The following is a 26,808-nucleotide window of genomic DNA, read 5'->3' as shown; positions in this document are numbered from 1 at the left end:
TAATTTGAATAATGAAAGAATATACATTAATCTTAACGCTATTATTTAGTTTAACCACTTTCAGCCAGACTCAAAAAGGAATTGTTATTGATGAAAGCGGAAAACCAATAGAAAACGTGACCATTACTAATCCAAAATCAAATACGCATTCGCATACTAATGAAACAGGGGTTTTTAATATTGATAAATCCAATATTGGGGATGTACTGAATGTAATTGCATTAGGGTACAAAAAAAGGACTTATACAATTACCGATTCTGAAATTAGTATTGTGATGGAAAGTGATGGTTTTAAACTGGAAGAAGTGATTATCCAGTCTAAAATAGCTGCAATTAATGTCATTTCAAAAATTGATCTGGAAACTACCCCTGTGAATTCTTCACAGGAAATTTTGCGCAAAGTCCCGGGATTATTTATTGGGCAGCATGCCGGCGGAGGTAAAGCTGAACAAATGTTTTTACGGGGTTTTGATGTCGATCACGGTACTGATATCGCAATTAATGTGGATGGAATGCCTGTAAATATGGTTTCTCATGCACATGGACAAGGGTATGCCGATTTGCATTTTGTTATCCCGGAAACGGTTGAGAAAATAGATTTTGGCAAAGGAACATATTATGCAAACAAAGGTGATTTTGCTACGGCCGGATACGTTGATTTTGGAACAAAAGAAAAACTCGATTTTAGTAGTATTAAAGTAGAAGTAGGGCAATTTAATACTTTTAGAACTGTGGGTTTGTTTGATCTTTTGGGAAATAATAAAAAAGAAAGCGCTTACATTGGTACAGAATACATTCTTACTGACGGACCATTTGACTCACCCCAAAATTTTAACCGAATCAACTTATTTGGAAAATATTCTTTCGTTTTAGAAGACAATAGCCGCTTTTCAGTTACAGCTTCACGTTTTACCAGTAAGTGGGATGCTTCCGGGCAAGTACCGCAGCGATTGGTGGATGCCGGAACGATTTCGAGATTTGGAGCAGTAGATGATACCGAAGGCGGGTCAACGTCAAGATCTAATTTTAATGTTTCTTTGTTTAAACCAATTGATGAGAATACTTTTTTGAAAGCCAATACCTTTTATTCAAATTATAAATTCGAATTGTTTTCAAACTTTACTTTTTTCCTGGAAGATCCTGTAAATGGTGATCAGATTAAGCAAAAAGAAGATAGGAATCTTTACGGAATCAATGTAGAGTTGAATAAAAACATTCATAAAGAATCCGTTGATTTATTATTTCAACTGGGATTTGGTGTGAGAAACGATGCTACAACCAATACGGAATTGTCACATACATTGAACAGAAGCACCACTTTAGAGCAAATCAAATTAGGTGACATAGATGAGTCAAATATATTCACGTATTTAAATTCAGAGATTCGTTTGGGTAAATGGCTGATTAATCCTGCTGTTCGTTTGGATTATTTTAAATTCGGGTACCAGGATAAGCTGGTAGCTAATTACAAAACACAGACGGAAAGTCAGGCAAAAGTATCACCAAAACTAAATTTTATTTATTCACAAAATAATGATTTACAATTTTATCTCAAAACAGGAATGGGGTTTCACTCGAATGATGCCAGAGTTGTCATAGCAAATAATGGAAAAGAAATTTTGCCAACAGCAATCGGGACAGATTTAGGTACGATTTGGAAACCGTTTCCAAGGTTAATTATTAATTCAGCTTTATGGTATTTGTATTTACAGCAGGAGTTTGTATATGTAGGCGATGCAGGAGTTGTAGAACCAAGCGGTAAAACACGAAGGTCAGGTTTAGATTTGGGCGTTCGCTATCAATTAAGTGATTATTTCTTTTTTAATCTGGATGCCAATTACACATATGCACGAAGCATTGATGATGCCAAAGGACAAGATTACATTCCGCTGGCTCCGGATTTTACTTCGACTGGTGGATTAAGTTTTCAAAACTGGAAAAACTTTTCAGGCGGTTTACGCTACCGATATATGAAATACAGACCAGCCAACGAAGACAATTCGATTGTTGCAAGAGGATATTTTATCTCAGATTTCAATATAAACTATACTTTCAAAAGAATAGCTTTTGGTATCACGATTGAAAATATATTCAATTCGGAATGGAATGAAACACAGTTTGTCACAGAATCCAGATTAAAAAATGAAAATGCAAGTGTAGAAGAAATTCATTTTACTTCCGGAACTCCTTTTTTCCTGAAAGTTGGAATAAATTACAAATTTTAATTCTATGAAATCATTGCACCTTTTTTAGTGACAATATCGAAACAGTAATTAAACTGGAGAAATTCAGGGCAATTTTTAATAGCCCATCAACCCTCATTCATTTGCGAAATAGATATAAAAAGTTTTAAATTTTAAAAGGAATAAATTTTATTTTAACAATTTTACCTCATAAAAACCTGTCATTACCTCATAAATTTTAAGTTCATTATAAGTTTAAATATTTTTACAACCATAAACTGTAAATGGTGTTATTATGAAAAGAAAAGATTTTTTAAGAGGTCTGGGTTTAGTAGGAATAGGCTCTTTGGCTATTCCAATTTTAAACGCATGTAGCAAAGACGATGATTCTTCAGAATCCTCAACCGATACAGAAACAGCTACTGATACTGGTGCTAACTCTGGCTCTTCAGCAGATTGTTCGGTTACTTCTTCAGAAACGGCTGGTCCATTTCCTACCATTTCTCCATCGTCTTTGGTAAAATCAAATATTGTTATGGACAGAACAGGCGTCGCTTTTACGATTAATATCACTATAAAAAACACAAAAGCCAGTTGTGCTGCTTTAAAAGGTGCTATTGTAGATATTTGGCATTGTGACAAAGATGGATATTATTCTGAGTATGGTGGAACTTCAATGCAGTCTGTCAATTATACAACATACCATTTTCTAAGAGGAAGACAAACTACAGATGATAACGGTTTAGTAACTTTTACTTCTATTTTTCCGGGTTGGTACACGAGCCGTGCCACACATATTCATGTTCATATTTACAATGCTAGCGGAACCTCGCTACTGGTGACTCAAATTGCATTCCCAGAAGGTTCGGGAAGTGCTGTTGCTTTGGTAAATGCATCAAGCGCGAATGGATATACAAAAGGTTTATCCGGTTACACTTATAATGCATCTGATAATGTGTTTTCTGATTCTGTGGCAAACGAGCTGGCAACAGTTACAGGTAGTATCGCAGAAGGCTTTGTATTAAAACATACTATAAATGTTGCCAGTTAAAAAATCTAAAAAATGATTAAGCAAATTCCAGCTCAGATTTATAAGTCAGAAACAAGAGGTATTTTCAAATCAGAAAAATACAATTGTTTTGCCACTTTTAATTTTGATCAGTATCAGGAGTTGTCCAGATTACCATTTGGTTCGTTACAAATTTTAAACGAAGAAATACTTGCTCCCCAACATTGTATTTCCAGAGTAATAAAAGCGAATACGAATGTGATTATTTTGCCCTTATTTGGCGGTATAGAATATAAAGACAATTTTGGTAATGCTGAATTCTTAAGAGTTGAGCAAATTAGTGTAATAGGTGTAGAGGAAGAAATAACCGTAGAAATTTTTAATCCTTATGAATATGAAAACGTAAGTTTTCTTACCATTCATTTTGAAATGGATACGCGATATTTTAAAAATTATTTCCAGAAATCTGAAATCAATTTTACGGTCAGAAACAAATTAATTCAATTATTTGAAATAGATAAAGTAATTGGTAGTATTGGCATATTTGACGGAAGAAAGAAAGGCTTTTATACTTTAAAAAATCCTAAAAACGGTATTTTCGTATATATTGTTAATGGTGCTTTTGAAGTCGAAGATAGACTTTTAGAACCAAAAGACGGCTTAAGTATGGAAAAAACAGAAATGATTGAATGGGAAGCATTGTCAGAAAATGCTGTTTTATTGGTATTTGAAGTTGCTTTAAAATAAGATGACCAAATAAAAACTTATGAAAATATCAAAAATAAGACTGGCCTATCGCGTAATTATTGATAGTTCTTCTACAATAATCTGGGATAAATATGTTTTTGAAGATACTTTTAAGGAATATAAAATGCAAAGCCAGCAATTCAATTCGGCAGGAAATCTTAAAAATACCTTCAGGGAATTATTGTCTGAAAATGAAAAGGCCTCTCAGCTGCATTTTTTGGTTGGAATTGCGGCAGACGGGTATGTGCAACAATTAAAAGGAAATTTTCACAGGGTTTCAGATGTACTGGGTAATCAGTATTTTCCTTTTGTCAATTATCAGCTCGATATTGTCAATACTGATATTACAGATCATTCGAAGCATAAAATCGGAATTACATTTTATTCACCATTATTAACTTATTTCGGAATTATAGAAGGTAACTATGTCGTTTCTAAAAACACCGAAAACACAAACGAATACGAAACCATTATGTTTCCCGTACAGCCCCATTTGTCAGTCTGTTATATTCAGCAGGAATAATTAAACAAAAACCATTATTATTTTTCGCCTTTTCTAACTTAATACTTTGTTAGAAAAGGCTTTTTTTGTCTTTTGACTGATTATTCGTCTTGTAAATTTGTGTTTAATATTTAATAAAGAAATTTATTTGTGAAATTATAACGATTTCGTTCTTTAAATTATCGGTTTTTTAGTTTATCCGAATTTATAAGAACCCTAAAAGTTCTATATTTGTTTTTCTTTCAAAAAAACCATAAAATAATTATCAAATGAAAACTCTAAACGATTTCGATTTTAAAAATAAAAAAGCAATTATCCGTGTAGATTTTAATGTGCCTTTGGATGAAAACTTCAATGTAACAGATGCAACACGTATTGAAGCTGCAAAACCAACTATTGATGCTATATTGGCTCAGGGCGGAAGCGTAATTTTAATGTCTCACTTAGGAAGACCAAAAGGAGCTGAAGAAAAATATTCATTAAAGCATATTTTAAAAACGGCTTCTGAAATTTTAGGAGTAAATGTTCAGTTTGCTGAAAACTGTGTGGGTGAGCCAGCTCAGACTGCTGCTAAAAACTTAAAACCGGGAGAAGTTTTATTACTTGAAAATCTGCGTTTTCATGCTGAAGAAGAAGCAGGAGATGTTGCTTTTGCAAAAGAATTAGCCTCACTAGGAGATATTTATGTAAATGATGCTTTTGGAACGGCTCACAGAGCGCACGCTTCGACAACTATTATTGCACAATTTTTCCCAACTGAAAAATGCTTCGGAACATTATTAGCAAAAGAAATTGATAGTTTAAATAAAGTATTGAATAACAGTAAAAAACCTGTAGTTGCAGTTTTAGGAGGTTCTAAAGTTTCTTCTAAAATAACTGTTATCGAAAATATCCTGGATAAAGTTGACCACATGATTATTGGTGGTGGTATGACTTTTACCTTCGTGAAAGCGCAAGGCGGAAAAATTGGAGAATCTATCTGTGAAGATGACAAACAGGATTTAGCACTTGAAATTTTAAGACTAGCTAAAGAAAAAGGAGTTCAGATTCACATTCCGGTTGATGTAATTGCTGCTGATGATTTTTCAAATACAGCCAATACTCAGGTTGTAGATGTAACGGCAATTCCTGATGGATGGCAAGGTCTGGATGCAGGTCCTAAATCTTTGGAAAACTTCAAAAAAGTAATTTTAGAATCGAAAACGATTTTATGGAATGGCCCTCTTGGTGTTTTTGAAATGGAAACTTTCTCAAAAGGAACTATTGCTTTAGGGGACTATATTGCTGAGTCAACTGCAAATGGTGCTTTTTCACTTGTTGGCGGAGGTGATTCTGTAGCAGCAGTAAAACAATTCGGTTTTGAAGATAAAATGAGTTATGTATCTACAGGTGGAGGAGCTATGCTGGAGATGTTAGAAGGAAGAATTTTACCTGGTATCGCTGCTATTTTAGACTAAAATATAACAATTAACATTTTTTTTTACGTTTTTTAGCGTTATTCTGCTTAAGTTTGTAAAAATACCATTTCTGTAATTATTTGGATTATAGAATTTTAAAAAAATGTTATATGATTATAAGAAAAATTTCCTTAGCGGTTTCAGTCTTTTTTTCAATAACTGGTTTTGCACAAGATGTAGTAAAAACAGATACCGAAATAAAGCCTGAAGTAAAGATTTCGTACTTAGATTCAGTAAAAAATTCATTTGTAAAAAATGACTTAGCCATTCGTGTAGATAGTCTCTGGATGAATGAATTAACAAGTCTGGATATCTATGATGATCTGTGTAAGGATATTCAAACAATTAATAAAGACGTTACAATTGATCAGGAATTGCCAACAGAGCTATTAAAACAGCGTCTTCAGGTAATGAATGAAAAATCACCGTTTGAAATAGAATACAATCAGGGATTAGAAAATATAATAAAGTCATTTCTTAAGAATCGTAAAAAATCGTTTTCCCGATTAATGGCTTTATCAGAATATTATTTCCCAATTTTTGAGGATGCGTTTGCCAAGCAAAATGTTCCTTTAGAAATTAAATATTTAGCCGTTGTAGAATCTGCTTTAAATCCTAAAGCAGTTTCTAAAATGGGCGCTACGGGACTTTGGCAATTCATGTACGGTACCGGAAAACAATACGATCTTAAAATTGATTCCTATATTGATGAACGCAGTGATCCGCTTAAGGCAACTGCAGCAGCATCAGAATATATGACTAAAATGTTTAATGTTTTTGGCGACTGGGAACTTGTTTTGGCTTCATACAACTCAGGTCCTGGTAATGTAACAAAAGCAATTCGTCGTTCAGGCGGGAAAACGAAATACTGGGATATTCGAAATTATCTTCCAAAAGAAACACAGGGGTATGTACCTGCATTTTTAGCCACAATGTATCTTTTTGAATTTCATAAAGAACATGGTATTAATCCGCAAAGAGCTGTTGTGAAAAACTTTGAAACAGATACAATTCGAATCAAAGAAAAAATGTCTTTTAAACAAATTGCCGATTTGTTAGACATGCCGCAATCTCAATTAGAACTTTTAAACCCTTCCTACAAACTAAAAGTCGTTCCATATTACCAAAACGAAGAACACTTTTTACGTCTGCCAAAAAATAAAATCGCAACTTTTGTAAATAACGAGGATAAAATTTACGCTTACGTAAAACATGATTCCAATATCTATAAAATGCCTTCTCGTCTTGCACAGAAATTAACTCCAAAAATAAAGACAAAGTCTATAAAAGTTCCTGAACCATTAGATTTGGAATCGTATATAGTTCAGAAAGGAGATAATTTAAGTTCGATTGCTGAAAAATATGATGTTGCTGTAGCAGATATTAAACAATGGAACAACCTTAAGAACAATGCAGTAGTAGTAGGTAAATCTTTAAAAATAAAACCTAAGGATTTAATTTCAAAAACTGCTCAGGAAGTAATTAAAAAACCAACTGAAACAGCAGTAGCATCTGCTGAGATCTCAAACAAAAATGAGATTGAAGTAGAATATGTTGTGAAAAATGGAGATAATCTGGGTAATATTGCAAAAAAATTCGGAGTTACTTTATCAGAATTAAAAGAATGGAATAGCCTGACATCAAACAATCTTGCATTAGGCAAAACATTAGTTGTTTCAAAAAAGGAAAATACTGTTGTTGAAACTACAACTACAGTTGTTGCGTCAAATTCAATTGATTCTTTTAAGAAAAAAGCAGCTGCCGCGAAAAGTATTGGAGAAGATTATTACGTTAAAAAAGGAGATTCTTTGTATAGCATCTCGAAAAAATATCCAGGTGTGACCATTTCAGATATTAAAAAATGGAACGGCATTAAAGATGAGGATATCAAACCAGGAATGAAGCTTAAAATAAACGGATAAATAAAATATCTTACCTAAATTTGGGTTTTATTTCATATAATTTTTAAAATGAATAAAACCCATTTTTTGTTTCTGCTACTTTCTGTTTTACTGGTTTCCTGTTTTCAAAAAAATGAACATCAGGCTCAGCCAAATGCTGGTAAAACCAACACAATTTCCATAATCATTGACGATCAGTTATGGTATGGCGAAGTAGGTGACAGTATTCGAAATAAATTCGCATCACCGGTTTTAGGCCTAACCCAAGAAGAGCCTTTATTTACAATCAACCAATATCCTGCAAAACTACTTGAAGGTTTTGTGACAGACAGCCGAAGCATTATTGTAATAAAAAAGGCTGCTACAGACAAATTTGAGGTTAAAACCAATACTAAAGCCTTACCGCATAATACTTTTCGAATTTACGGGAAATCAAATGAAGATTTAATTTGCAGTATCGAAATGAATTCGCCGGAAATCATTAAGACAATTCGTCAAACAGAAATTAGAAAATTGCAGCAGGATAACCAAAAATCACTTCTAAATCCGGCAATTATCAAAAACAAATTTCATATCGGCTTGCAAGTTCCAACGGGTTACGAATACATGTTACATAAACGCAATTTCATTTGGCTGAAGAAAGAAATTATTAGCGGGAGTACCAGTCTGCTTGTTTATCAGATTCCCTTAAACAGACTGATGAAAAATCCCAATGTTGTTGGTAATATTGTTAGAATGCGTGATTCGGTTGGACATTATATTAAAGGGCGTGAAACAAATACTCACATGATTACCGGAGAAGATTATGCACCTTATTTTTCCATTACAACTTTAAACGGAAAAAAGACTTTTGAGACAAAAGGGACATGGGAGTTAAAAAACGATTTTATGACAGGACCTTTTATCAACTATGCGATAGTAGATAAAGTTTATAATCGAATTTTGGTAATTGAAGGATTCTGTTACTCACCCTCCAATCAGGAACGTGATTTAATGTTAGAACTGGAAGCGATTATAAAATCGGTAAGAATAGAAAAGAGACAGTAAATTTATTTTCCATACTTTTGTCTGTAACAAACATTAAATCAGGAAATTATGAAAAATTTATTTGTAACATTATTGATGTTAGTTTTGTGTTTTTCTTCTTGTAAAAAAGAAGTAAAAACAGAAATTGAAAGTTCTAAAGCTGTTGATAGTATAAAAACAGAAGATTCAATTGCTGAAATGCCTTTAGATTCTGCTGCGCAAATGAAAGCATGGATGGAATATGCAATGCCGGGATCGCCTCATAAAATGATGGCTGATGAAACCGGAACATGGAATTGTGACATGACTTTTTGGGAAGAAGAAGGAGGTAAAGCTGAAAAGGCAAGTTCTACGGCAAATATAAAAATGATTCTGGGAGGTCGTTATCAGGAAGCTAATTATCAGGGAACGATGATGGGACAGCCATTTGAAGGAAAATCTACATTAGCCTACAATAATGCCAGTAAAGAATACACCACCACTTTTATTGACAATATGGGGACGGGTATGATGGTTGCTACAGGTAAATATGATGATAAGACTAAAAGTATGGAACTTAAAGGCGAAATGGTAAACCCAATAAACGGAAAAAAAACACCATATCGTGAAGTGTACACTATCGTGGATGCAACAACCCGTAAAATGGAGATGTATGATACAAAAAAAGGGAAGGAATATAAAAGCATGGAAATCATTATGAAGAAAAAATAATCTGCATTCCTAATGATTAGAAAAAATCCCGATTGCGAGATGTCATCGGGATTTTTTGTTGAAACAGATAGATGTATTCTTCCTGTTTTCATTTTTTAAATTAATTTTACTCTTTCGAATTAGAATAAATAATAAAGTAATAAGCGATGGTATTAAAATGGAAAATAAAGTCTTTTGAGGCCTTAACTGTTCATGAATTATATGATTTGTTGAAATTAAGGAGTGAAATCTTTGTAGTGGAACAAAATTGCGTTTATTTAGATCTTGACGGAAAAGACAAGAAAGCTTTACATCTAATAGGAGAGTATGATGGTAAAACCGTTGCTCATGCGCGATTATTAGATGCGGGAATAAGTTTCGATGATGCTTCAATAGGAAGAGTAGTTGTAGATGTTAATTACCGTGACCGTAAATGGGGACATGATTTAATGCAGGAAGCCATTGCAGCAATAAAGTCAAATTTTGGAAAAGAAAAAATTACAATAGGTGCGCAGTTATACCTAAAAAAATTCTACGAAAGTCATGGATTTATACAAACCAGTGAAATGTATCTGGAAGATGATATCCCTCATATTGAGATGCAGCTTAATTAAATCTTAGTAATATAAAATTCAACTCTCCGGTCTAAATTGTCCCCTTTTCCAAGTGGATATTTGTTGCCGCAGCCCTGAAATGTCATGCGGCTTTTGGATATTTTTTTTGACATTAAGTAAAAAAAGACTGTTTTGGCACGATTCCACGAAAGCCTTCTTTCCTTGGATTCCCTGTCAATTCCATCTGCATAGACTTCGGGTGTACAACAGACATGTCCCCTGATTACAAACTGAATTGTTTTTTTGCTCTGTAAAAAAACTACAATTTTATCAAGTTCTTTTTTTGAATTATAGGTTAGTTTTGAACTTCCAAGATCAAACAGAATGTTTTCCAGTAAAATTTTGTCACCGACTTTTAATTCATTTTTCAACGAATTATGAATTCCTTTTCCAAAACTATTCTTTTTAACTGCAATTAGATCGACTCTGCGATTTTTAGATCTTGTTTCATATAGGTTTTGAACAGTATCCGGTTTGATAATTACCCGGCCTTTACCTTCCAGAATAATTATTTTACTTTTGTTAAAGCCTTTTGAAACTAATATTTCCTGTATAGTATTTACCCTGTCATAAGATAAACGGTAGTTATATTCGTCATTTCCACGATCATCGCAATAGCCGTAAATCTGTATGGATTCTATTTTTGTGGTGTCTAAGTTTTTTACAAAATCGTTTATGACTTTAGTTTGCTGACTGGTAAGGACGTATTTGTCAAAATCAAAATAAATGGTTTCGATGGGTTTTTGCTGCGCCGATAAATTGTAAATGAATAACAGAAATAACGCTTTGCAAAGTTTCATTTTTTCTACATTTTTAAAATCGTTTTGTACTCAGTTTGATTATTTAAGACTGTTACCGCTTTTTTAATTTCTGAATTGTTTTTAATGTAATATTGATATAGACCTTCCTGATATTGGTATCTTTTGATAAGTTCTTCCAGAATCAGGTTTTTAATCTCTTTTTGATTTTTATCTAATAGCGTAGTTTCGCTTTTTTCAAGTGCATTTAATAGTTGCTTATATTCAATAACAATTGCTTCATCTATTTCTTCGTTTTTGGCTGCTGCCAAAGTATTTTTCAGGGCTAGTTCTGTTTCTGTATCAAAAGTAAATTTATTGGCTTTTAAATATTGTTTGAAACTGGTATAATCTGCATCAGTAATAATTGGAATTTTATCGCCTAAATTCGGGTTTTTATAGTAATAGGTAGTCGCATAATCAAAAATTCCGTCGTTTTTCAATAATGCATTTGTAATCGGACTCATTTTGGCTTCATCCAGTTCAATATCCGGCAAAACACCACCGCCATCATAAACTGTTCGTCCTTTTCTTGTTTTAAAGGCATTAAAGTTTTTAGAATCAGTTTTTTGGGCTACACCATTTTTGTCTTTATGAGCATAATCCAGTGCCTGAATGCAACGTCCTGAAGGAGTATAATAACGTGAAATAGTTACTTTTAGTTGTGTTCCGTAAGTCAATTCGACGGTACGTTGTACCAAACCTTTTCCAAAACTACGGCTTCCTAAAATAACGGCACGATCTAAATCCTGCAAAGCTCCGGAAACAATTTCTGATGCCGAAGCACTTTTTCCGTTTACCAAAATAGCCAGTGGAATCTGAGTATCTATAGGTTCTTTAGTAGTTTTATAGGTGTTATTGTGTTTTTCAATTCTTGATTTTGTAGTTACAATCACTTCATTTTTGGGAACAAACAAATTGCAAATATCAATGGCTTCATTTAATAAACCACCCGGATTTCCTCTCAAATCGAGCACAATTTGAGTAGCTCCCTGAGTTTTTAGTTTTTCAAGAGCCTCTTTTACTTCAGCTGCCGCTTTTCGACTAAAATGTGCCAAAACAATATATCCTGTTTTATCATCAATCTTTCCATAAAACGGAACCGACTTAATATCAACTTCATCCAAAACCAAATCTGTAGTATAGGTTTTTCCCTGACGCAGGTATTTTATTTTAATCTTAGTGTTTTTCGTTCCTTTTAGTAATTGTGAAGCATCGTCCTTAAAATCTGCAATCAAAACATCTCCAATCTGAATAATTTCGTCGCCTGCTTTTAACCCCGCTTTATCTGCAGGATAATTTTTATACGGTTCACGAACAATCAAACGATCTTTTTTACGGGCAATCATAGCACCAATTCCGGTATATTCACCTGTATTGTTGATCTTGAAGTTAACGACATCCTGTTCATTAAAATAAACAGTGTAAGGATCTAAACTTCCAAGCATGCTTTTAATGCCTTTATCCATCAAATCGCCCGGATTGGTTTCATCGACATAATTCGTGTTAACGGCTTTAAATAATGTTGTGAAAATTTCAATCTGTTTGGCTATCTCAAAGAAATCGTCTTTGAAACTGGTTCCAATAAATAAAAAGCCTGTTGCAACGGCTGGTATAATGAATCTCTTTTTGATATAAAAAGCCATATATGTAGAATAACTAAAATTATAAAGCACTAAAATAAGAATAAAACATCAATTCACGAGTTTCGCTCAGGTGAATCTCTATTCGGTATTTGAAAATGAATGTTGAAAGCGTTTTAAGATTCCGTTTTATTTTCAGAATCACTGGTTTTGTTTATCTGTATCAGGAATTTCTCAAAGAGCTGAACCGTTTTGGTATTGATTTCATCGTAGGACAACTTATCTTTGGTCTGGTAAAAAAACATCAAAGAATAAGGCTGTTGTACGTTTTCCCAAAGCAAATGTTTGTTTAATCGATAGGTTTCTCTTAAAACACGCTTGAAGTAATTTCGGTCTACTGCTTTTTTGAAATACTTCTTTGAAACCGAAACTCCAATTTTAATTTTTTCTTCTGAATCTGCTTCCGCCTGACGATAAACTAAACGCAAGGGATATTTAGAAACCGATTTTCCTTCAGAAAACAGTAAACCAATTGTCGTTTTGCTCTTTAAGCGTTCATTTTTAGGATAAGTAAAGTTCATTTAATTCAGAAAAAATTTGCAATTTTAAGGACAAAGGTACAATTAAACCAGAAAAGCGGTTATTGTTTTCAATTTTTATACCGCTAAAAATTTATTTATTACTTTTGGCAATTAATTTTTTAAAGCATGCAGAAGATAATTTCATATCCAATCTCCATAATTTATTATCTATGTTTTGGATTGTGTCTGGTTGTTTTTCATCCTATACAATGGATTTCACTAAATATTTTTGGTTATCAGGCTCACAAAATTAGCGTTGATTATTTGAATTTTTTTCTTTTAAGATGCACCAATCTGGTAGGAACGAGATATACAATTAAAAACAGAGAGACAATTCCCACAGGTGTTCCATTGATTTTTGTATCGAATCACCAAAGTATGTACGATATCGTGGCAATGATTTGGTACTTTAGACGTTTTCATTGTAAATTTGTAAGTAAGAAAGAGTTAGGTAGTGGAATCCCAAGCGTTTCATACAATTTACGCCATGGAGGTTCAGTACTAATTGACCGTAAAGACCCTAAACAAGCGATTCCTGTAATCAAAGGCTTGTCTGAATATATTGAAAAAAACACAAGATCTGCTGTGATTTTTCCCGAAGGAACTAGAAGTAAAACAGGAAAGCCTAAAGAATTTGCCCAAAGCGGTTTAAAAATCCTTTGCAAATATGCGCCTTCAGCTTATGTTGTTCCAGTGAGTATTAACAATTCATGGAAAATGGTAAAATATGGGTTTTTCCCTGTTGGTTTAGGAAATCATCTTACCTTTACCGCCCATAAAGCAATGGCAGTTAAAGATTATGATTTTGCTGAGTTAATGAGATTGACAGAAAAGGCAGTTGTAGAAGGAGTGAATGAATATAAATAGATTTTTGCATTTAGAGAGAGAATTCTAATACTTAAATCCCAAATTAAACAAGTAATGTCTATAAAAAACATTAGATTAGAAGTAATGCAGTTTTTGGAAAAAAATGTAGATAGCTTCGTAGAACAGTATTTAATTCCTGTTGAAAAAATTTGGCAGCCAACCGATTTTTTACCTAATTCCCAAGGAGAAAACTTCTTTGAGGAGGTTAAAGAATTACGTGAAATTGCTAAAGAATTACCTTATGATTTCTGGGTAACTTTAGTAGGTGATACCATCACCGAGGAAGCTTTACCAACTTATGAATCCTGGCTGATGGATGTAGAAGGAGTGAATCAGGTTGAAAATGGTGGAAACGGTTGGTCTAAATGGATTCGTCAATGGACGGGAGAGGAAAACCGACACGGAGATTTACTAAGTAAATACTTGTATTTGTCCGGTCGTGTAAACATGCGTGAAATCGAAATGACAACACAGCACTTAATCAACGACGGTTTTGATATTGGAACCGGATCTGATCCATACAAAAACTTTGTATACACTAGTTTCCAGGAATTAGCAACCTATGTTTCGCATAACAGAGTAGCCCAAATGGCGAAAAAATTTGGAGATAACAAGTTGTCTAAAATGTGTAAAATGATTGCTGGTGATGAAATGCGTCATCATCATGCGTACAGCGAATTTGTTACCCGTATTTTTCAGGTTGATCCAAGCGAAATGATGTTGGCGTTTCAATATATGATGAAACAAAAAATCGTAATGCCGGCGCATTTTTTAAGAGAATCAGGTCAAAAAATCAGTACAGCTTTTGAGCAATTTTCAGATTCTGCACAGCGTATTGGAGTTTATACTGCAAACGATTATGTAGATATCATGCAGAAATTAATCGATAAATGGGAAGTTGATAAGATTACAAACCTAACAGATGAAGCTGAAAAAGCACGTGATTATCTGATGAAGTTACCGGCTCGTATGGCAAGAATTTCAGAGAGAATCGTAATTCCTAAAGAGTCTCATATTTTCAAATGGGTAGAACCAGCGAGATTATAATATTTAGATTTTAAATCAAGTTTTTTTAAATGCAATTTAATTGCATTTAAAAACAAAGAGTATAAAGATGTTGATTGTTGAGGTTTTTAAATCTTTGACAGTCAGCATTTTTTTAATATTTCGGGGTCTCTTTTTTAAATAAAAATGTTTTTGAATTTTCAAATAAATTATAAAAAACACTGTTGTTATTAAAAAATAAAGCAAACGGTTAAGCATTAAAAATATCATGAATAATACAGCCTTAATACATAAAACAATCCAATTTGTAAAAGAAAAACTTAATGATGCAGAAGGAGGTCATGACTGGTTTCATATCGAGCGTGTTTATAAAAATGCATTATTAATTGCTAAAAATACAGATTGTGATTTAACAGTAATTCAATTAGGAGCTATGCTCCATGATATTGCCGATAGTAAATTTCATAACGGAGATGAAACAATTGGTCCCAAAACAGCACGTTTGTTTTTAGAATCAGAAAATGTTTCCGAAGACATTATTGTACATGTTGTTAATATCATCGAAAATATCTCATATAAAGGCGGAAATTTCGAAAAGAAGTTTTCTTCTCTCGAATTGGATATTGTTCAGGATGCCGATCGTCTGGATGCAATTGGTGCAATTGGTGTAGCAAGAGCATTCAATTATGGGGGATTTAAAAACAGAGCTTTGTATAACCCGGAAATTACACCTGTAACCAACATGACCAAAGAAGAATACAAAAAGAATAATGCGCCCACCATAAATCATTTTTACGAAAAGCTGTTACTCTTAAAAGATAAAATGAATACCGAAACCGGAAAACAACTTGCCGAAGAAAGGCATCTTTTTATGGAAACGTTCCTTGCACAGTTTTATGCAGAGTGGGAAGGTATTAAGTAAGTTTGTATTTCGCAAAGACTCACTAAATAAACGCAAAGATCCGCAAAGTTATTTTACATTTCTTTGCGGATCTTTGTGTTTTTTCTCTGTGTAGCTCTGCGGAATAAAAAATCAGCTGCAACCGCAATTCCCGTCACCACAGTCTTTTTTCTTCTTCGATTTAAAAAAATATTTTTTAACCAAAAAAGCAACTGCAAATCCTAATATGGCAAAAGCAATAATTTTCTGAATCATGACTCATTATTTTAATATTTGATAGGCAATTAAGGCGGTTACATAGGCAAGAGCACTCATAAAGCCTAATTGCATGGCAGGCCATTTCCACGAATTGGTTTCTTTTTTGGTAATAGCCAATGTACTCGCGCACTGCATGGCAAAAGCATAAAACAGCAATAATGAAATTCCGGTTGCAAAATTAAAGACTTTTTTTCCTGTGTCAGAATGAACTTCTGCCTGCATTTTGCTTTTTATGGTAGCTTCGTTCTCACTATCACCAACACTGTAAATAGTGGCAAGTGTTCCCACGAAAACCTCACGCGCAGCAAATGAACTGATTAAGGCAATTCCGATTTTCCAGTCATAACCCAAAGGTTCTATTGCCGGTTCAATTGCATGTCCCATTAATCCGATATAAGAATTCTCCAGTTTTTGAGAAGCTACTTCGTTTTCAAATTGAGTTTCTGTCAGGGTTGTATTTGCGAATCTTTCTTTTACAATAGTTTCGGCATCATTAAAATCTTTTCCGGGGCCGTATGAGGCTAAAAACCACAAAATAATAGATATAGCAAGAATGATTTTACCTGCCCCAACAATAAAAGCTTTGGTCTTTTCTACAACATTAATTCCAACGTTCTTAAAAAGTGGTAATTTATAACTTGGCATTTCAACAACGAAATACGTTTTGGATTCCAGTTTTAGAACTTTATTTAAAATATATGCCGATAAAATAGCAGCAAAAAAACCTAAAACGTAAAGCGCCATTAACGTTAGACCCTGAACATTCAAAACCCCAAAAACACGTTTACTCGGAATTACCAATGAAATTATGATCGCATACACCGGTAACCTTGCTGAACAGGTTGTAAAAGGAGTAACCAAAATCGTAATCAGACGTTCTTTCCAGTTTTCAATATTTCTCGTGGCCATAATTGCCGGAATGGCACAAGCTGTCCCTGAAATCAAAGGCACAACACTTTTTCCAGATAAACCGAATCTTCGCATGATTTTGTCCATCAGGAAAACGACACGGCTCATATAGCCACTTTCTTCCAAAATGGATATGAAGAGAAACAAAAAGGCAATTTGCGGAATGAAAATGATAACACCGCCAATTCCCGGAATGATTCCCTGCGAAAGTAAATCAGTTAAAATACCGCTTGGAAGTTCTTCGGAAACCCGGCTGCTTAAAGAGGCAAAAGTGCTGTCAATGAAATCCATCGGAATCGTGGACCAGCTAAAAATAGATTGAAAGATCAGAAATAAAATAGCAAAGAAAATAGCATATCCCCATATTTTGTGGGTTAATACACGATCCAGTTTTGCACGGATGTCTTTTGCCATCGAAGGATCGACTTTTAAACCTTCTTTCAAAATATCATTTATAAACTGATACCGTTTAATGGTTTCTTTTTGCTGAAGGCGTTTTAATTCAGAGTGTGATTTTGTAAAAGTACTTCGGATTTCATTTCGGTCTAAATTCGAAAAATTGACATCCTGAGTAATAACCAGCCACAATTTGTATAACAACTGATTCGGAAAAGCATGTTGTAATTTTTCAAAATAGTCAGCATCAATAACCGAAGCATTCAAGCAAGGCTCGTGCGGAACAGTTCGATAGGAAACTATTAATTCTTTTAAGGCATCGATTCCTAAACCTTTGCGTGAACTCACTAGCGCAATTTTGGTTTTTAGTTTTTCTTCTAAATACGGAATATCAAGAGTAATTCCTTTACGTTCCATACGATCAGACATGTTGATGACTAAAATCGTTGGGATTTCAAGGTCTTTTATCTGAGTGTAAATCAGTAAATTTCGTTTCAGATTTTCAACATCGGTAACCACTACCGCAACATCCGGATACAATTTATCGTTTTTATTCAGTAAAAGTTCAATCACCACACTTTCATCCATTGAACTGGCATTCAGGCTGTACGTTCCGGGTAAATCGAGAATATTGGCTTTAATGTTGTGTGGCAGTTTACAGAAACCCATTTTTTTCTCAACGGTAATCCCGGGATAATTCCCAACCTGTTGGTTTAAACCCGTAAGCTGATTAAAAACAGAAGTTTTTCCTGTGTTTGGATTCCCAATAAGGGCAACATTGATATTCTGAACGCTCATTATAAATTGTTTTTGATAAGTTCAACTTCAATTTCACGAGCTGTTTCAATACGAATTGCAACATGGGAGCCATTGATATCCAAATATAAAGGATCACCAAAAGGAGCAATTTGAAGCAATTCAACCAAGCTGCCAGGCAAACAACCCATTTCTAATAATTTTAGAGGAATAAGATCGATATCAAAATCTTTGATAATGGCTTTGTCGCCTTTTTTCAGAGTGTGGATAGTATTTTGCAAGCTTATTTAGATTGAATTTAGATTGCAAAAATAGGCAATAATTCTTTATTTAAGGGAATTTAATACAGCCGAATATGCTAAATGTTTCTAAAAATAAGGGTTTTATTCTTTGCACAAGAAATCAATATCTTCTAAAAGACGTTTAATATCTTCTTTGTCTGTTCCGTCATAAAATCCGCGAACGCGTCGTTTTTGATCTACCAAAACAAAATTCTCTGTATGAACCATATCATAAAGCTGATCAGGTCTTCCTAGTTTTACGGCCAGATACGATTTTCTGGCCATGGTATAAATCTCTTTTTTATCGCCGGTAACCAGATTCCATTTGCTGTCAACCACTCCATGTTTTATAGCATAGGTTTTTAAAACCGGAATACTGTCTGTTTCAGGAAAAACGGTATGAGATAGGAGCATAACCTTTGGATTATTTAAAACTGCTTTTTGAACATCAGCCAGGTTGGTTGTCATCTTTGGACAGATTGATCCACAGGTTGTAAAGAAAAAATCGGCAACATAAATCTTTCCTTCATAATTTTTTTGGGTAATGGTATCGCCATTTTGGTTCACAAAAGAAAAATCGGCAATGGTATGATATTTACTTTTGTATTGTACCGTGCTGTCTACCAATTCAGGATTTACATCAGCCGGATTGTAGACAGGCAAGATTTTTTGCGGTTTTAAAGCGAAGTAAAACAGGGTTATGGTAATAGCCGAAAATACAATTAAAACGATAAAAAATTTTCGGTATTTATAAAGAAGCGATTTCATAAAAATAATTTGAATGCAAAAATACGAAAAGGACTTTTTTTAAAACTTTAAATTGTCATGATTTTAACCAAATTACTGCAATTGCTTTTTCTTTTTTGGTTTAGGTATGGATCTGTTCACCAGATATAATCCTGCCAAGGTTATTAAAACGCCAATTGCAATAGCCTTTGTAAGTATTTCTCCAAAAATAAAAAAACCAAGAACAATGGCTACAATTGGATTAATGTAAGCATAAATACTGCTGATCTCTTTTGGAAGATGTTGGAGCGAATAGATAAAAGCAATAAAGGTTAATACTGAGCCAATTATTACCAGATATCCAATTGCCCACCAGGATGTAACCGGAATTTGGTTTAGCGGAATATTAATCCCTGCAGATTCTGTAATTCCTAAAAGAATAAAACTGGATATAAGCATTTGTAATCCTAAACTAAAGTACGGGTTGAAACTTGTTGCTTTTTTCTTAATATGTAAAGTTCCGAATGCCCAGGTAATAGTTGCGATAACAGATAAAATAATTCCAAATTGAAAATCAGGTTTTAAGAAATCAGCTAAATGATCCATGAAAATAACACAAATTCCACAAAAGCAGATCAATAGTCCTAATACGGCCAATTTTGACACTCTTTCTCCTCTAAAAAAACAAATGATTACAATCCAAATCGGAAATATGGCAGCAATAATTGCCCCAAGTCCGCTACTGATATATTTAACACCCCAAGTGCTCAAACCATTACTCAGACAAAAGTTTAGGAAAGACAGAACCAAAATTGTTCTCCATTGCTTACCTTTTGGCCAGGGTTCTCTCTTGATAATAAAATACAAAACATATATCATTCCTCCTATGAACTGTCTTATTGTTACCAGTTGTAAAGCAGGCATATGTTTGACTCCTTCTTTTGATGCCAGCCAGGTAGTTCCCCAAAAAAAACTCACACAGCACAAAGCTAAAATCGGTAATCCGATGGCATCTATTCTTTTTGAAAAGGCATTTTGGATTTTTGCTTTCACCTTAAATTATTTTTAAGCAAATATTCCAAAAACAATTTGAATTCAGGAAGTAAATACATGAAATGTTATCTTTTTAGGAAAGTTAAAAATCAGATTTTTAACACAACTTTTCAAATAATAACAATATGTTTGCATATTGTCTATAAACTTAAATAAAAATGAAAAAAGTGCTTACTAAACCTACTTTTTATGCTATTTCTGCAATGCTTTCCTTTGCTGCAGTACAAGCACAAACCACACCTCAAAAGGAACCGGGAATTAATGTTTCTTATATGAAAAAAGACATTAGCCCTAAAGAAAATTTCTTTCAATATGTAAATGGTACATGGCTGGATAAAACAGAAATCCCGAGTGATCGTACAACCTGGGGAAGTTTTAATGAATTAATTAAAAAAACAGACAAGGATGCAATGGAAATTTTGAAAAACGCATCAAAAAATCCAAAGTATAAATCCAATACAGATCAAGGCAAAGCAGTGAACTTGTTCGCCACAGTTTTAGACACTGTTGGCAGAAACAAAAGAGGTATTGAACCATTGAAGCCGTTTTTGAAAAAGATTGATGCTATAAAAAATGTGGCTGATCTTCAAAAATATTTAGTCGAAATGGAACCTCAGGGAGGAAATGACTTTTTTAAGATTTACATAGGAGCTGATGAAAAAAACAGTTCTAAAAATTCTGTAACTCTCGCCGTTAGCCGATTAGGTCTGTCTGATAAAGATTATTACACTGCTGAAGATAAAGATTCTAAAGAGAAACTTGCTAAATATGAACTTCATGTAGCAAGAATGATGCAGTTTATTGGAGAATCTGCTGAAAAAGCCAAACAAAGTGCATCAGAAATTGTAGCATTAGAAAAAGCTTTATCAACTCCAAGATTAGATCGTGTCGAAAGCAGAGACAGTCGTTTACAATACAATCCGATGACTGTGGCAGATCTTCAAAAATTAACTCCAGCTATTAAATGGGATGCTTATTTTAACGGTCTTGGTCTTGCAAAGTTGGATACAGTCGTGGTTTCAGAAACACGTTACATGAAAGCACTTCAAAATGTTTATACTGAAAACAAAGTTTCACAATGGAAAGAGTATTTAAAATGGACTTTACTAAACAGGTCAACATCGCATTTGACTACTGATATTGAAGCCGCAAACTTTGATTTTTATAGTAAAACCCTGAGAGGCGCCCTGAAACAATTACCCAGAGAAGAGATTGCTTTGCAAATTGTAAACCGAAGTATTGGAGAAGCTCTTGGTAAATTATACGTAGAAAAAGTATTTCCTGCCGAAGCAAAAGCAAAAGCAACAGATATGATTCACAATATAATTCTGGCTTACCAGAACCGTATTAATAATTTATCCTGGATGTCTGATGCTACTAAAGTGAAAGCTATCGAAAAACTGAATAAGATTACAATAAAAGTTGGGTATCCTGATAAGTGGAAAGACTACTCTGCTTTAGAAATCAAAAGTGTTGCTGATGGAGGCAGTTACTTTGAGAATTCAAGAAATTTGGCTAAATGGAATTTTAACAAAGGTCTGGAAAAATTAAAAAAGCCAGTAGATAAATCAGAGTGGGGAATGTCTCCTCAGACTGTAAATGCTTATTATAACCCTTCTTATAATGAAATTGTTTTCCCTGCTGCTATTTTGCAACCGCCATTTTATAATTATCAGGCTGATGAAGCTGTGAATTATGGTGGAATAGGAGCTGTAATTGGTCACGAAATCTCACACGGTTTTGATGATTCAGGTGCACGATACAATGCTGATGGGAATCTTGTTGACTGGTGGACTGCAGAAGATTTGAAGCAATTTACACAATTAGGAACTGCTCTTGCTGATCAGTATAGCGCTTTGGAACCTTTGCCAGGAATTCATGTGGACGGAAAATTCACTTTAGGAGAAAACATAGGAGATTTGGGTGGAATCAATGCTGCGTATGACGGTCTGCAATTGTACTTGAAGGCAAATGGAAATCCGGGATTAATTGACGGATTTACACCTGAACAGCGTTTCTTTATTTCATGGGCTACAGTCTGGAGAACTAAATCAAGAGATGAGGCTATTAAAAACCAGGTAAAAACAGATCCGCATTCACCGGGAATGTACAGAGCATATGTCCCAATTCAGAATGTAGATGCTTTTTATGACGCTTTCGAAATCAAAAAAGGAGACAAAATGTATGTCGATCCGGAGAAGAGAGTAAAAATCTGGTAATTCAGAACAAAAAAAAAGGAGCTAAATTTAGCTCCTTTTTTTGTTAATTATAGTATGTTTGAAATAGTGTTTTATTTCAAATTACTATAAATATAAGTTTCAATTGCTTTTAGTTCTTCATCAGACATAGCCTGCGTTACAGGAAAATTGGTTTTCATGACAGCAAACTGGCCTGGATCTACAATTGGTTCTCCATTTCCTTTGAGAAAAGTAACTATATCTCCTTTTTTGTCTTTATAGATTTTGGCGATTTCCTGAATACTTGGTCCAATTACTTTTTGATCTACCTGATGACAAGAAGTACAATTTCCTTTACCCTCAAAAATTGATTTACCTAATTCTTCAGGAGTTTTTGTTTCTGCTGATTCTCCTTCTGAATATGTTTCTGTGTTTTCTGTAGGTTTTCCAAATGGCTCCTGATTGTCTTTTTTGCAGGATATAAATGCTAAAACAGTTATTAAAAATATAGTTTTTTTCATATTATTTGTTTAAGATGATAGAAGCTTCTTTAGCAAAATAAGTTGAGATTATACTAGCCCCTGCACGCTTAATGCAATAAAGTTGCTCTATCATAATTTTGTCATGATCCAGCCACCCTTTTTCTGCTGCGGCCTTTACCATAGCGTACTCACCAGATACCTGGTAAACTGCAACCGGTACATGAACGGCATTTTTTACCTCGCGAACAATGTCTAAATAGGCCATTCCTGGTTTTACCATAACGATATCTGCACCCTCTTCAACGTCTAATAATGCTTCACGAATTCCTTCAATTCGGTTAGCGTAATCCATCTGATACGTTTTCTTGTCTTTTGGAATATTTTGAGAATCCACCGGAGCAGAATCTAACGCATCACGAAATGGCCCGTAAAAAGCAGATGCGTATTTGGCACTGTAACTCATAATCCCTACATTATGGTGACCATTTTCTTCCAGCGCTTTTCTAATGGCCAAAACTCTTCCGTCCATCATGTCGCTTGGTGCTACAAAATCGGCTCCGGCTTCAGCATGGCTCAGACTCATTCGGGTTAAAGCATCAACAGTAGCATCGTTTATCAATTGGCCGTTTTCTATAATTCCGTCGTGACCATAAATCGAATAAGGATCTAATGCTACATCGGGCATGACAATCATTTCAGGGACTGCATCTTTAATAGCTCGAATGGTTTGCTGCATCAATCCATCTTTGTTCCAGGCTTCAACACCTTTATTGTCTTTAAGGTTCTCGCTTACTTTTACATAAATATTCACTGCTTTGATTCCTAAATCCCAGGCTTCTTTGACTTCTTTAATAGTGTTGTCTAATGAATGGCGGTAAATTCCGGGCATGGACGGAATGGCGACTTTTACATCTTTTCCTTCGGCCACAAACATTGGAAGCATAAAATCCTGTGGACTTAAACTGGTTTCACGAACTAAAGAACGAATAGATTCATTAGTTCTTAAACGGCGGTTTCTTTGTAATGGGAACATAGAGTGTTTTTTTATTAAATCTAAAAAGAATATTCTCTCTAAAGAGTTCATATTCATTATTAAAGTGAAATTAAAATAAGTGCCGCAAAGTTAAAGAAAAAACGTCCAAATAAAGAGTGAGTAATGCCGTAGAATTCGTTAATATTATCTAAATTCGTATCGCTTTTTTAAACTTCTGTTAAGAATCTTATTATGGAATGTTTTTTCAACTTTAAATCTCCCAAATGAAGAAAATATTTGCATTATGTTGCTGTTTACTCTTAACAAGCTGTTTCGAAATAACAGAAAGAATCAAACATCATGATGACCAGAGTGGCGAATATACCTTGATGGTTGATTTTTCGAAGTCATGGCTTAAGACAAAATCAGCTATCTGGCTGGAAGAAGTTGACGGTGTGAAAATTCCTAATGAGCAGGAAATCACACAAAAGTTAACCGATTTTAAATCCAAAGTTTCAAAAATTGAAGGCATTTCAAATGTCACCACCAAAACAGATTTTGACCGTTATATTTTTATCATCAAATTGGATTATAAAAGTTTAAAAGCGCTGAACGAAGTAGTTAATACATTGAATAAGCAAAAAAATCATATTCATTTTACAGCAAATTCAAAGAGTTTTGAAAGAATCGCATCGTACCCAATTCCTGAAAATCTGCTGAAAGACGAAAAGAAAAAAGAAGATCTGGAAAAAGCCAATATTGTATCTATTTACACTTTTGACCGTGACGTTTTAAATACAAGTAATGCCAATTGCAAAATTTCTCCAAACAAAAAGACCGTTTTTTTAAAGCAAAGTATGTACAGCGTTCTTAAAAAATCATCACTTATGAATAATACTATTCAATTAAATCAATAATCCTTATACATCATACATCACATGAAACAATTTTTTACTTTTTTAATTCTGCTTACATTCACTTTAGCTCACAGCCAGACACTGTCTCCAAAACAGGATTATTTTGTTCAGTTTAACGGCAGTCAGCTTTCTAAAAAAGTAAGTATTGCTGAGGTTCTAAATCATTCTGTCTTAAAGAAATATAAAGACGGAAAAATGAATCTGGACATCAATCAATATGCAGATCTTATAAAATTAGATCAGAAAATAACTGTTCACGGTAATTATTCTGATAGTATTCCGTATTATCAGGTTACCATTCCTATAAAAGACAAAAATGCTATTAAAAACTTTCTGATTCAAAAGAACAAGGAAAATGATTCACTTGGAAAACCTCTTATTGAAGATTTTGGTCAGTATTCAGTATATAATTCTCCAGATAAAAAAACAACCGTAGCCTGGAATGACAGCTATTTAGTGTTTTTTGGATTAACAAAAAAACACGAGTATAAAGATTATTCGTATCCGGAAGTTGAGGTAGACTCTGCAGCGACTGCAGTAACAGGTGATGCTTCAGAAGTTTCGGAAGTTGTTGTAGAAACAAACGAGGTACCGGTTGTAGATACAGCTTATGTAGATTATTCGGATAATTATTATGCTAATTTTCAAAAAGAACAGATTGCTTTTGACAGCATTCAGGCCATAAGTCAAAACAGATTTGTAAAATTGCTTTTTGAAAATGGTTTTACAGTTCCAGCTTCTGAGAAAGTACATCAAAATGCTGATATTTCATGTTGGGTAGATTATGGGACAGCAATATCAAGCTTTAATACTGCCTATGCGGCTTTAGCACGGTTTACGACTTATAATAAATTTTTGCCAGGCCAAAATAACTTAGGCAATTTCGTTAAAGGGATAAATGTTGATTTTTATTTTGATAATGATAATGCCAGAGTAGAAGAAATTGTGGAATACTCGAAACCAATGGCTGATATAGTGGGCAAAATCAGTAATCGGAAAGTAAATAAAAACATCTTTAATTATTTTCCGGCTAAAAAACCGCTCGGTTACATGACGTATCATTTTAATACAAAGGAAATACTCAATAGTTTTCCTGCTTTTAGTACCGAGATTTTCAGTAATCCTTATATTTTAAAAGAGGATATTAGTGTTGCAACAGATCTTATTTCAACAATTATTGATGAAGAAGCCACAGCAACTCTTTTTGATGGTGATATAAGCGTATTTCTTTATGATGTTGTCGAAAGAGAAGTGACTTCAAAAACTTTCGAATATGATGAGAATTATGAGTCAAAAGAAGTTGTGAAAACGATAAAAAAAGCAATACCGCAGTTTTCAGTGATTTTTACTTCGACACATCCAACTTTTGCGGATAAACTCATCCAGTTAGGAGTTCGCAAAAAAGGATTAGTTCAAAAAGGGAATTATTACGAAATAAAAGGAACTCAGGAATACGGTAATTTGTTTATTTTTAAGGATAAAGATGTTGTAGTTGTTGGTAATAATATTGATGCAATTTTTCCGAAAGACAATTCATTTTCGAAAGAAGTTAAAAAAGAACTGAAACAGCATTATATTTCGGCAAAAGTGAGTTTGGATAAATTGGTAACAGCCTATTCTAATACAGGTGAAGCCAAGGAATCTGAAATTAAAAGCTTCAATCGACTGACTCAGCAGTTTACGGATGTTACTTTATATTCTGCCAAAAAACTAACAGATAACAAACTGAAATTCGAGTTAAAGCTAAACTCATCCAAAGGAGATAAAAATATCATTCTGCAGACTTTAGATTTAGTTGACGAACTAAGTACTAAATAATTTTAAATGAAAAGCCCTAAAAAATCAATTTGAACTGCCCCCAAAAAGTTAGACACTATTTGGGGCATTTTTATGGGAAGAAAATTTAAATACAGTTATGATTTCAAAGTTCGTTGTGTAGAAGATGTTTTAGAGAGCAACCGTTCAGTTAATTCAGTTGCACAAGAGAACAATTTTGAAAAAACTAGTCTTAGAAGAT

Annotated in this window: 26 protein-coding genes; 16 read left to right on the top strand and 10 right to left on the bottom strand. The window is 33.8% G+C overall.

Annotation, left to right across the window (positions count from 1 at the left end; genetic code table 11):
• Positions 1–11 precede the first annotated feature (11 nt).
• The 9 genes from JE46_RS22640 (at position 12) to JE46_RS22600 (ending at position 10,129) form a co-directional block, all read left to right on the top strand.
• Complete coding sequence (locus tag JE46_RS22640) at positions 12–2,225, top strand: TonB-dependent receptor (protein ID WP_031457573.1); 2,214 nt, start codon at positions 12–14, stop codon at positions 2,223–2,225.
• Positions 2,226–2,478: 253 nt separating this feature from the next.
• Positions 2,479–3,234 (top strand): dioxygenase family protein, encoded by a 756-nt coding sequence (locus JE46_RS22635; RefSeq protein ID WP_031457572.1) that lies wholly within the window; start codon positions 2,479–2,481, stop codon positions 3,232–3,234.
• Positions 3,235–3,246: 12 nt separating this feature from the next.
• Positions 3,247–3,939: a pirin family protein gene (locus tag JE46_RS22630; protein WP_031457571.1), complete on the top strand. Its 693-nt coding sequence runs from the start codon at positions 3,247–3,249 to the stop codon at positions 3,937–3,939.
• Positions 3,940–3,958: 19 nt separating this feature from the next.
• Positions 3,959–4,462: a hypothetical protein gene (locus JE46_RS22625; protein WP_051872993.1), complete on the top strand. Its 504-nt coding sequence runs from the start codon at positions 3,959–3,961 to the stop codon at positions 4,460–4,462.
• A 248-nt stretch (positions 4,463–4,710) separates the two neighbouring features.
• Positions 4,711–5,898: a phosphoglycerate kinase gene (locus tag JE46_RS22620; protein ID WP_031457569.1), complete on the top strand. Its 1,188-nt coding sequence runs from the start codon at positions 4,711–4,713 to the stop codon at positions 5,896–5,898.
• Positions 5,899–6,008: 110 nt separating this feature from the next.
• Entirely contained in the window at positions 6,009–7,820 is a 1,812-nt protein-coding gene (locus tag JE46_RS22615; RefSeq protein ID WP_031457568.1) for a LysM peptidoglycan-binding domain-containing protein, read from the top strand.
• A gap of 48 nt (positions 7,821–7,868) precedes the next feature.
• Positions 7,869–8,846, top strand: coding sequence for a DUF4837 family protein (locus JE46_RS22610; RefSeq protein ID WP_031457567.1), 978 nt, complete (start codon positions 7,869–7,871; stop codon positions 8,844–8,846).
• A gap of 48 nt (positions 8,847–8,894) precedes the next feature.
• On the top strand, positions 8,895–9,536 hold the full coding sequence (locus JE46_RS22605) for a DUF1579 domain-containing protein (protein ID WP_031457566.1): 642 nt from the start codon (positions 8,895–8,897) through the stop codon (positions 9,534–9,536).
• A gap of 146 nt (positions 9,537–9,682) precedes the next feature.
• Positions 9,683–10,129 carry a GNAT family N-acetyltransferase gene (locus JE46_RS22600; RefSeq protein ID WP_031457565.1) on the top strand — a complete coding sequence of 149 codons (447 nt, stop codon included), beginning with the start codon at positions 9,683–9,685 and terminating at the stop codon, positions 10,127–10,129.
• On the opposite strand, the gene JE46_RS22595 is transcribed toward JE46_RS22600, so the two are convergent.
• The 3 genes from JE46_RS22595 to rnpA all read right to left on the bottom strand — a co-directional run bounded on the left by JE46_RS22595 (position 10,126) and on the right by rnpA (position 13,090).
• On the bottom strand, positions 10,126–10,929 hold the full coding sequence (locus JE46_RS22595; RefSeq protein WP_031457564.1) for an OmpA family protein: 804 nt from the start codon (positions 10,927–10,929) through the stop codon (positions 10,126–10,128). The genes JE46_RS22600 and JE46_RS22595 overlap by 4 nt on opposite strands.
• Positions 10,930–10,934: 5 nt before the next feature.
• Positions 10,935–12,572: a S41 family peptidase gene (locus JE46_RS22590; protein ID WP_031457563.1), complete on the bottom strand. Its 1,638-nt coding sequence runs from the start codon at positions 12,570–12,572 to the stop codon at positions 10,935–10,937.
• Between the two features lie 113 nt (positions 12,573–12,685).
• Positions 12,686–13,090 (bottom strand): ribonuclease P protein component, encoded by a 405-nt coding sequence (gene rnpA / locus JE46_RS22585; protein WP_031457562.1) that lies wholly within the window; start codon positions 13,088–13,090, stop codon positions 12,686–12,688.
• 126 nt (positions 13,091–13,216) lie between these two features.
• Here rnpA and JE46_RS22580 point away from each other — a divergent pair, with 126 nt between their 5' ends.
• The 3 genes from JE46_RS22580 (at position 13,217) to JE46_RS22565 (ending at position 15,884) form a co-directional block, all read left to right on the top strand.
• Positions 13,217–13,957, top strand: a complete 741-nt coding sequence (locus JE46_RS22580) for a lysophospholipid acyltransferase family protein (RefSeq protein ID WP_031457561.1) — start codon at positions 13,217–13,219, stop codon at positions 13,955–13,957.
• Between the two features lie 54 nt (positions 13,958–14,011).
• A complete protein-coding gene (locus JE46_RS22575) occupies positions 14,012–15,004 on the top strand; it encodes an acyl-ACP desaturase (protein WP_031457560.1) in 993 nt (330 codons plus the stop codon).
• 226 nt (positions 15,005–15,230) lie between these two features.
• On the top strand, positions 15,231–15,884 hold the full coding sequence (locus tag JE46_RS22565; RefSeq protein WP_031457558.1) for an HD domain-containing protein: 654 nt from the start codon (positions 15,231–15,233) through the stop codon (positions 15,882–15,884).
• A 111-nt stretch (positions 15,885–15,995) separates the two neighbouring features.
• On the opposite strand, the gene JE46_RS24170 is transcribed toward JE46_RS22565, so the two are convergent.
• From JE46_RS24170 to JE46_RS22545, 5 genes are all read right to left on the bottom strand, one after another.
• The gene (locus JE46_RS24170) at positions 15,996–16,118 is read right to left on the bottom strand and encodes a FeoB-associated Cys-rich membrane protein (protein WP_157505986.1); all 123 of its coding nucleotides are present in this window, start codon (positions 16,116–16,118) and stop codon (positions 15,996–15,998) included.
• A 6-nt stretch (positions 16,119–16,124) separates the two neighbouring features.
• A complete protein-coding gene (feoB, locus tag JE46_RS22560; protein ID WP_031457557.1) occupies positions 16,125–18,224 on the bottom strand; it encodes a ferrous iron transport protein B in 2,100 nt (699 codons plus the stop codon).
• Positions 18,224–18,463, bottom strand: a complete 240-nt coding sequence (locus JE46_RS22555; protein ID WP_031457556.1) for a FeoA family protein — start codon at positions 18,461–18,463, stop codon at positions 18,224–18,226. The genes feoB and JE46_RS22555 overlap by 1 nt, the downstream gene beginning before the upstream one ends.
• Before the next feature lie 102 nt (positions 18,464–18,565).
• Entirely contained in the window at positions 18,566–19,231 is a 666-nt protein-coding gene (locus tag JE46_RS22550) for an SCO family protein (RefSeq protein ID WP_031457555.1), read from the bottom strand.
• Between the two features lie 72 nt (positions 19,232–19,303).
• A complete protein-coding gene (locus JE46_RS22545) occupies positions 19,304–20,242 on the bottom strand; it encodes a DMT family transporter (protein WP_031457554.1) in 939 nt (312 codons plus the stop codon).
• 158 nt (positions 20,243–20,400) lie between these two features.
• Between JE46_RS22545 and JE46_RS22540 the strand changes: the two genes are divergently transcribed.
• Positions 20,401–22,461, top strand: a complete 2,061-nt coding sequence (locus JE46_RS22540) for a M13 family metallopeptidase (RefSeq protein ID WP_031457553.1) — start codon at positions 20,401–20,403, stop codon at positions 22,459–22,461.
• A 71-nt stretch (positions 22,462–22,532) separates the two neighbouring features.
• On the opposite strand, the gene JE46_RS22535 is transcribed toward JE46_RS22540, so the two are convergent.
• The gene (locus tag JE46_RS22535; protein WP_031457552.1) at positions 22,533–22,940 is read right to left on the bottom strand and encodes a c-type cytochrome; all 408 of its coding nucleotides are present in this window, start codon (positions 22,938–22,940) and stop codon (positions 22,533–22,535) included.
• A gap of 1 nt (position 22,941) precedes the next feature.
• Positions 22,942–23,934 (bottom strand): porphobilinogen synthase, encoded by a 993-nt coding sequence (gene hemB, locus JE46_RS22530; protein ID WP_031457551.1) that lies wholly within the window; start codon positions 23,932–23,934, stop codon positions 22,942–22,944.
• 224 nt (positions 23,935–24,158) lie between these two features.
• Between hemB and JE46_RS22525 the strand changes: the two genes are divergently transcribed.
• The 3 genes from JE46_RS22525 to JE46_RS24765 form a co-directional block, all read left to right on the top strand.
• The gene (locus JE46_RS22525) at positions 24,159–24,791 is read left to right on the top strand and encodes a hypothetical protein (protein WP_031457550.1); all 633 of its coding nucleotides are present in this window, start codon (positions 24,159–24,161) and stop codon (positions 24,789–24,791) included.
• A gap of 21 nt (positions 24,792–24,812) precedes the next feature.
• On the top strand, positions 24,813–26,609 hold the full coding sequence (locus tag JE46_RS22520) for a hypothetical protein (RefSeq protein ID WP_031457549.1): 1,797 nt from the start codon (positions 24,813–24,815) through the stop codon (positions 26,607–26,609).
• 72 nt (positions 26,610–26,681) lie between these two features.
• On the top strand, positions 26,682–26,808 hold a 127-nt coding region (locus JE46_RS24765), incomplete at its 3' end, for a transposase (RefSeq protein ID WP_157505985.1).

This window comes from Flavobacterium chungangense LMG 26729 (assembly GCF_000735715.2).
GTDB classification, from domain to species: domain Bacteria; phylum Bacteroidota; class Bacteroidia; order Flavobacteriales; family Flavobacteriaceae; genus Flavobacterium; species Flavobacterium chungangense.
The sequence above is the reverse complement of the archived record's forward strand: the minus strand, read 5'-3'. Positions and strand labels throughout refer to the sequence as shown.

Coding starts and splice junctions, on each gene's coding strand:
- JE46_RS22640 (WP_031457573.1), top strand. CDS start 12: ATGAAAGAATATACATTAATCTTAACGCTATTATTTAGTTTAACCACT.
- JE46_RS22635 (WP_031457572.1), top strand. CDS start 2,479: ATGAAAAGAAAAGATTTTTTAAGAGGTCTGGGTTTAGTAGGAATAGGC.
- JE46_RS22630 (WP_031457571.1), top strand. CDS start 3,247: ATGATTAAGCAAATTCCAGCTCAGATTTATAAGTCAGAAACAAGAGGT.
- JE46_RS22625 (WP_051872993.1), top strand. CDS start 3,959: ATGAAAATATCAAAAATAAGACTGGCCTATCGCGTAATTATTGATAGT.
- JE46_RS22620 (WP_031457569.1), top strand. CDS start 4,711: ATGAAAACTCTAAACGATTTCGATTTTAAAAATAAAAAAGCAATTATC.
- JE46_RS22615 (WP_031457568.1), top strand. CDS start 6,009: ATGATTATAAGAAAAATTTCCTTAGCGGTTTCAGTCTTTTTTTCAATA.
- JE46_RS22610 (WP_031457567.1), top strand. CDS start 7,869: ATGAATAAAACCCATTTTTTGTTTCTGCTACTTTCTGTTTTACTGGTT.
- JE46_RS22605 (WP_031457566.1), top strand. CDS start 8,895: ATGAAAAATTTATTTGTAACATTATTGATGTTAGTTTTGTGTTTTTCT.
- JE46_RS22600 (WP_031457565.1), top strand. CDS start 9,683: ATGGTATTAAAATGGAAAATAAAGTCTTTTGAGGCCTTAACTGTTCAT.
- JE46_RS22595 (WP_031457564.1), bottom strand. CDS start 10,929: ATGAAACTTTGCAAAGCGTTATTTCTGTTATTCATTTACAATTTATCG.
- JE46_RS22590 (WP_031457563.1), bottom strand. CDS start 12,572: ATGGCTTTTTATATCAAAAAGAGATTCATTATACCAGCCGTTGCAACA.
- rnpA (WP_031457562.1), bottom strand. CDS start 13,090: ATGAACTTTACTTATCCTAAAAATGAACGCTTAAAGAGCAAAACGACA.
- JE46_RS22580 (WP_031457561.1), top strand. CDS start 13,217: ATGCAGAAGATAATTTCATATCCAATCTCCATAATTTATTATCTATGT.
- JE46_RS22575 (WP_031457560.1), top strand. CDS start 14,012: ATGTCTATAAAAAACATTAGATTAGAAGTAATGCAGTTTTTGGAAAAA.
- JE46_RS22565 (WP_031457558.1), top strand. CDS start 15,231: ATGAATAATACAGCCTTAATACATAAAACAATCCAATTTGTAAAAGAA.
- JE46_RS24170 (WP_157505986.1), bottom strand. CDS start 16,118: ATGATTCAGAAAATTATTGCTTTTGCCATATTAGGATTTGCAGTTGCT.
- feoB (WP_031457557.1), bottom strand. CDS start 18,224: ATGAGCGTTCAGAATATCAATGTTGCCCTTATTGGGAATCCAAACACA.
- JE46_RS22550 (WP_031457555.1), bottom strand. CDS start 19,231: ATGAAATCGCTTCTTTATAAATACCGAAAATTTTTTATCGTTTTAATT.
- JE46_RS22540 (WP_031457553.1), top strand. CDS start 20,401: ATGAAAAAAGTGCTTACTAAACCTACTTTTTATGCTATTTCTGCAATG.
- JE46_RS22535 (WP_031457552.1), bottom strand. CDS start 22,940: ATGAAAAAAACTATATTTTTAATAACTGTTTTAGCATTTATATCCTGC.
- hemB (WP_031457551.1), bottom strand. CDS start 23,934: ATGTTCCCATTACAAAGAAACCGCCGTTTAAGAACTAATGAATCTATT.
- JE46_RS22525 (WP_031457550.1), top strand. CDS start 24,159: ATGAAGAAAATATTTGCATTATGTTGCTGTTTACTCTTAACAAGCTGT.
- JE46_RS22520 (WP_031457549.1), top strand. CDS start 24,813: ATGAAACAATTTTTTACTTTTTTAATTCTGCTTACATTCACTTTAGCT.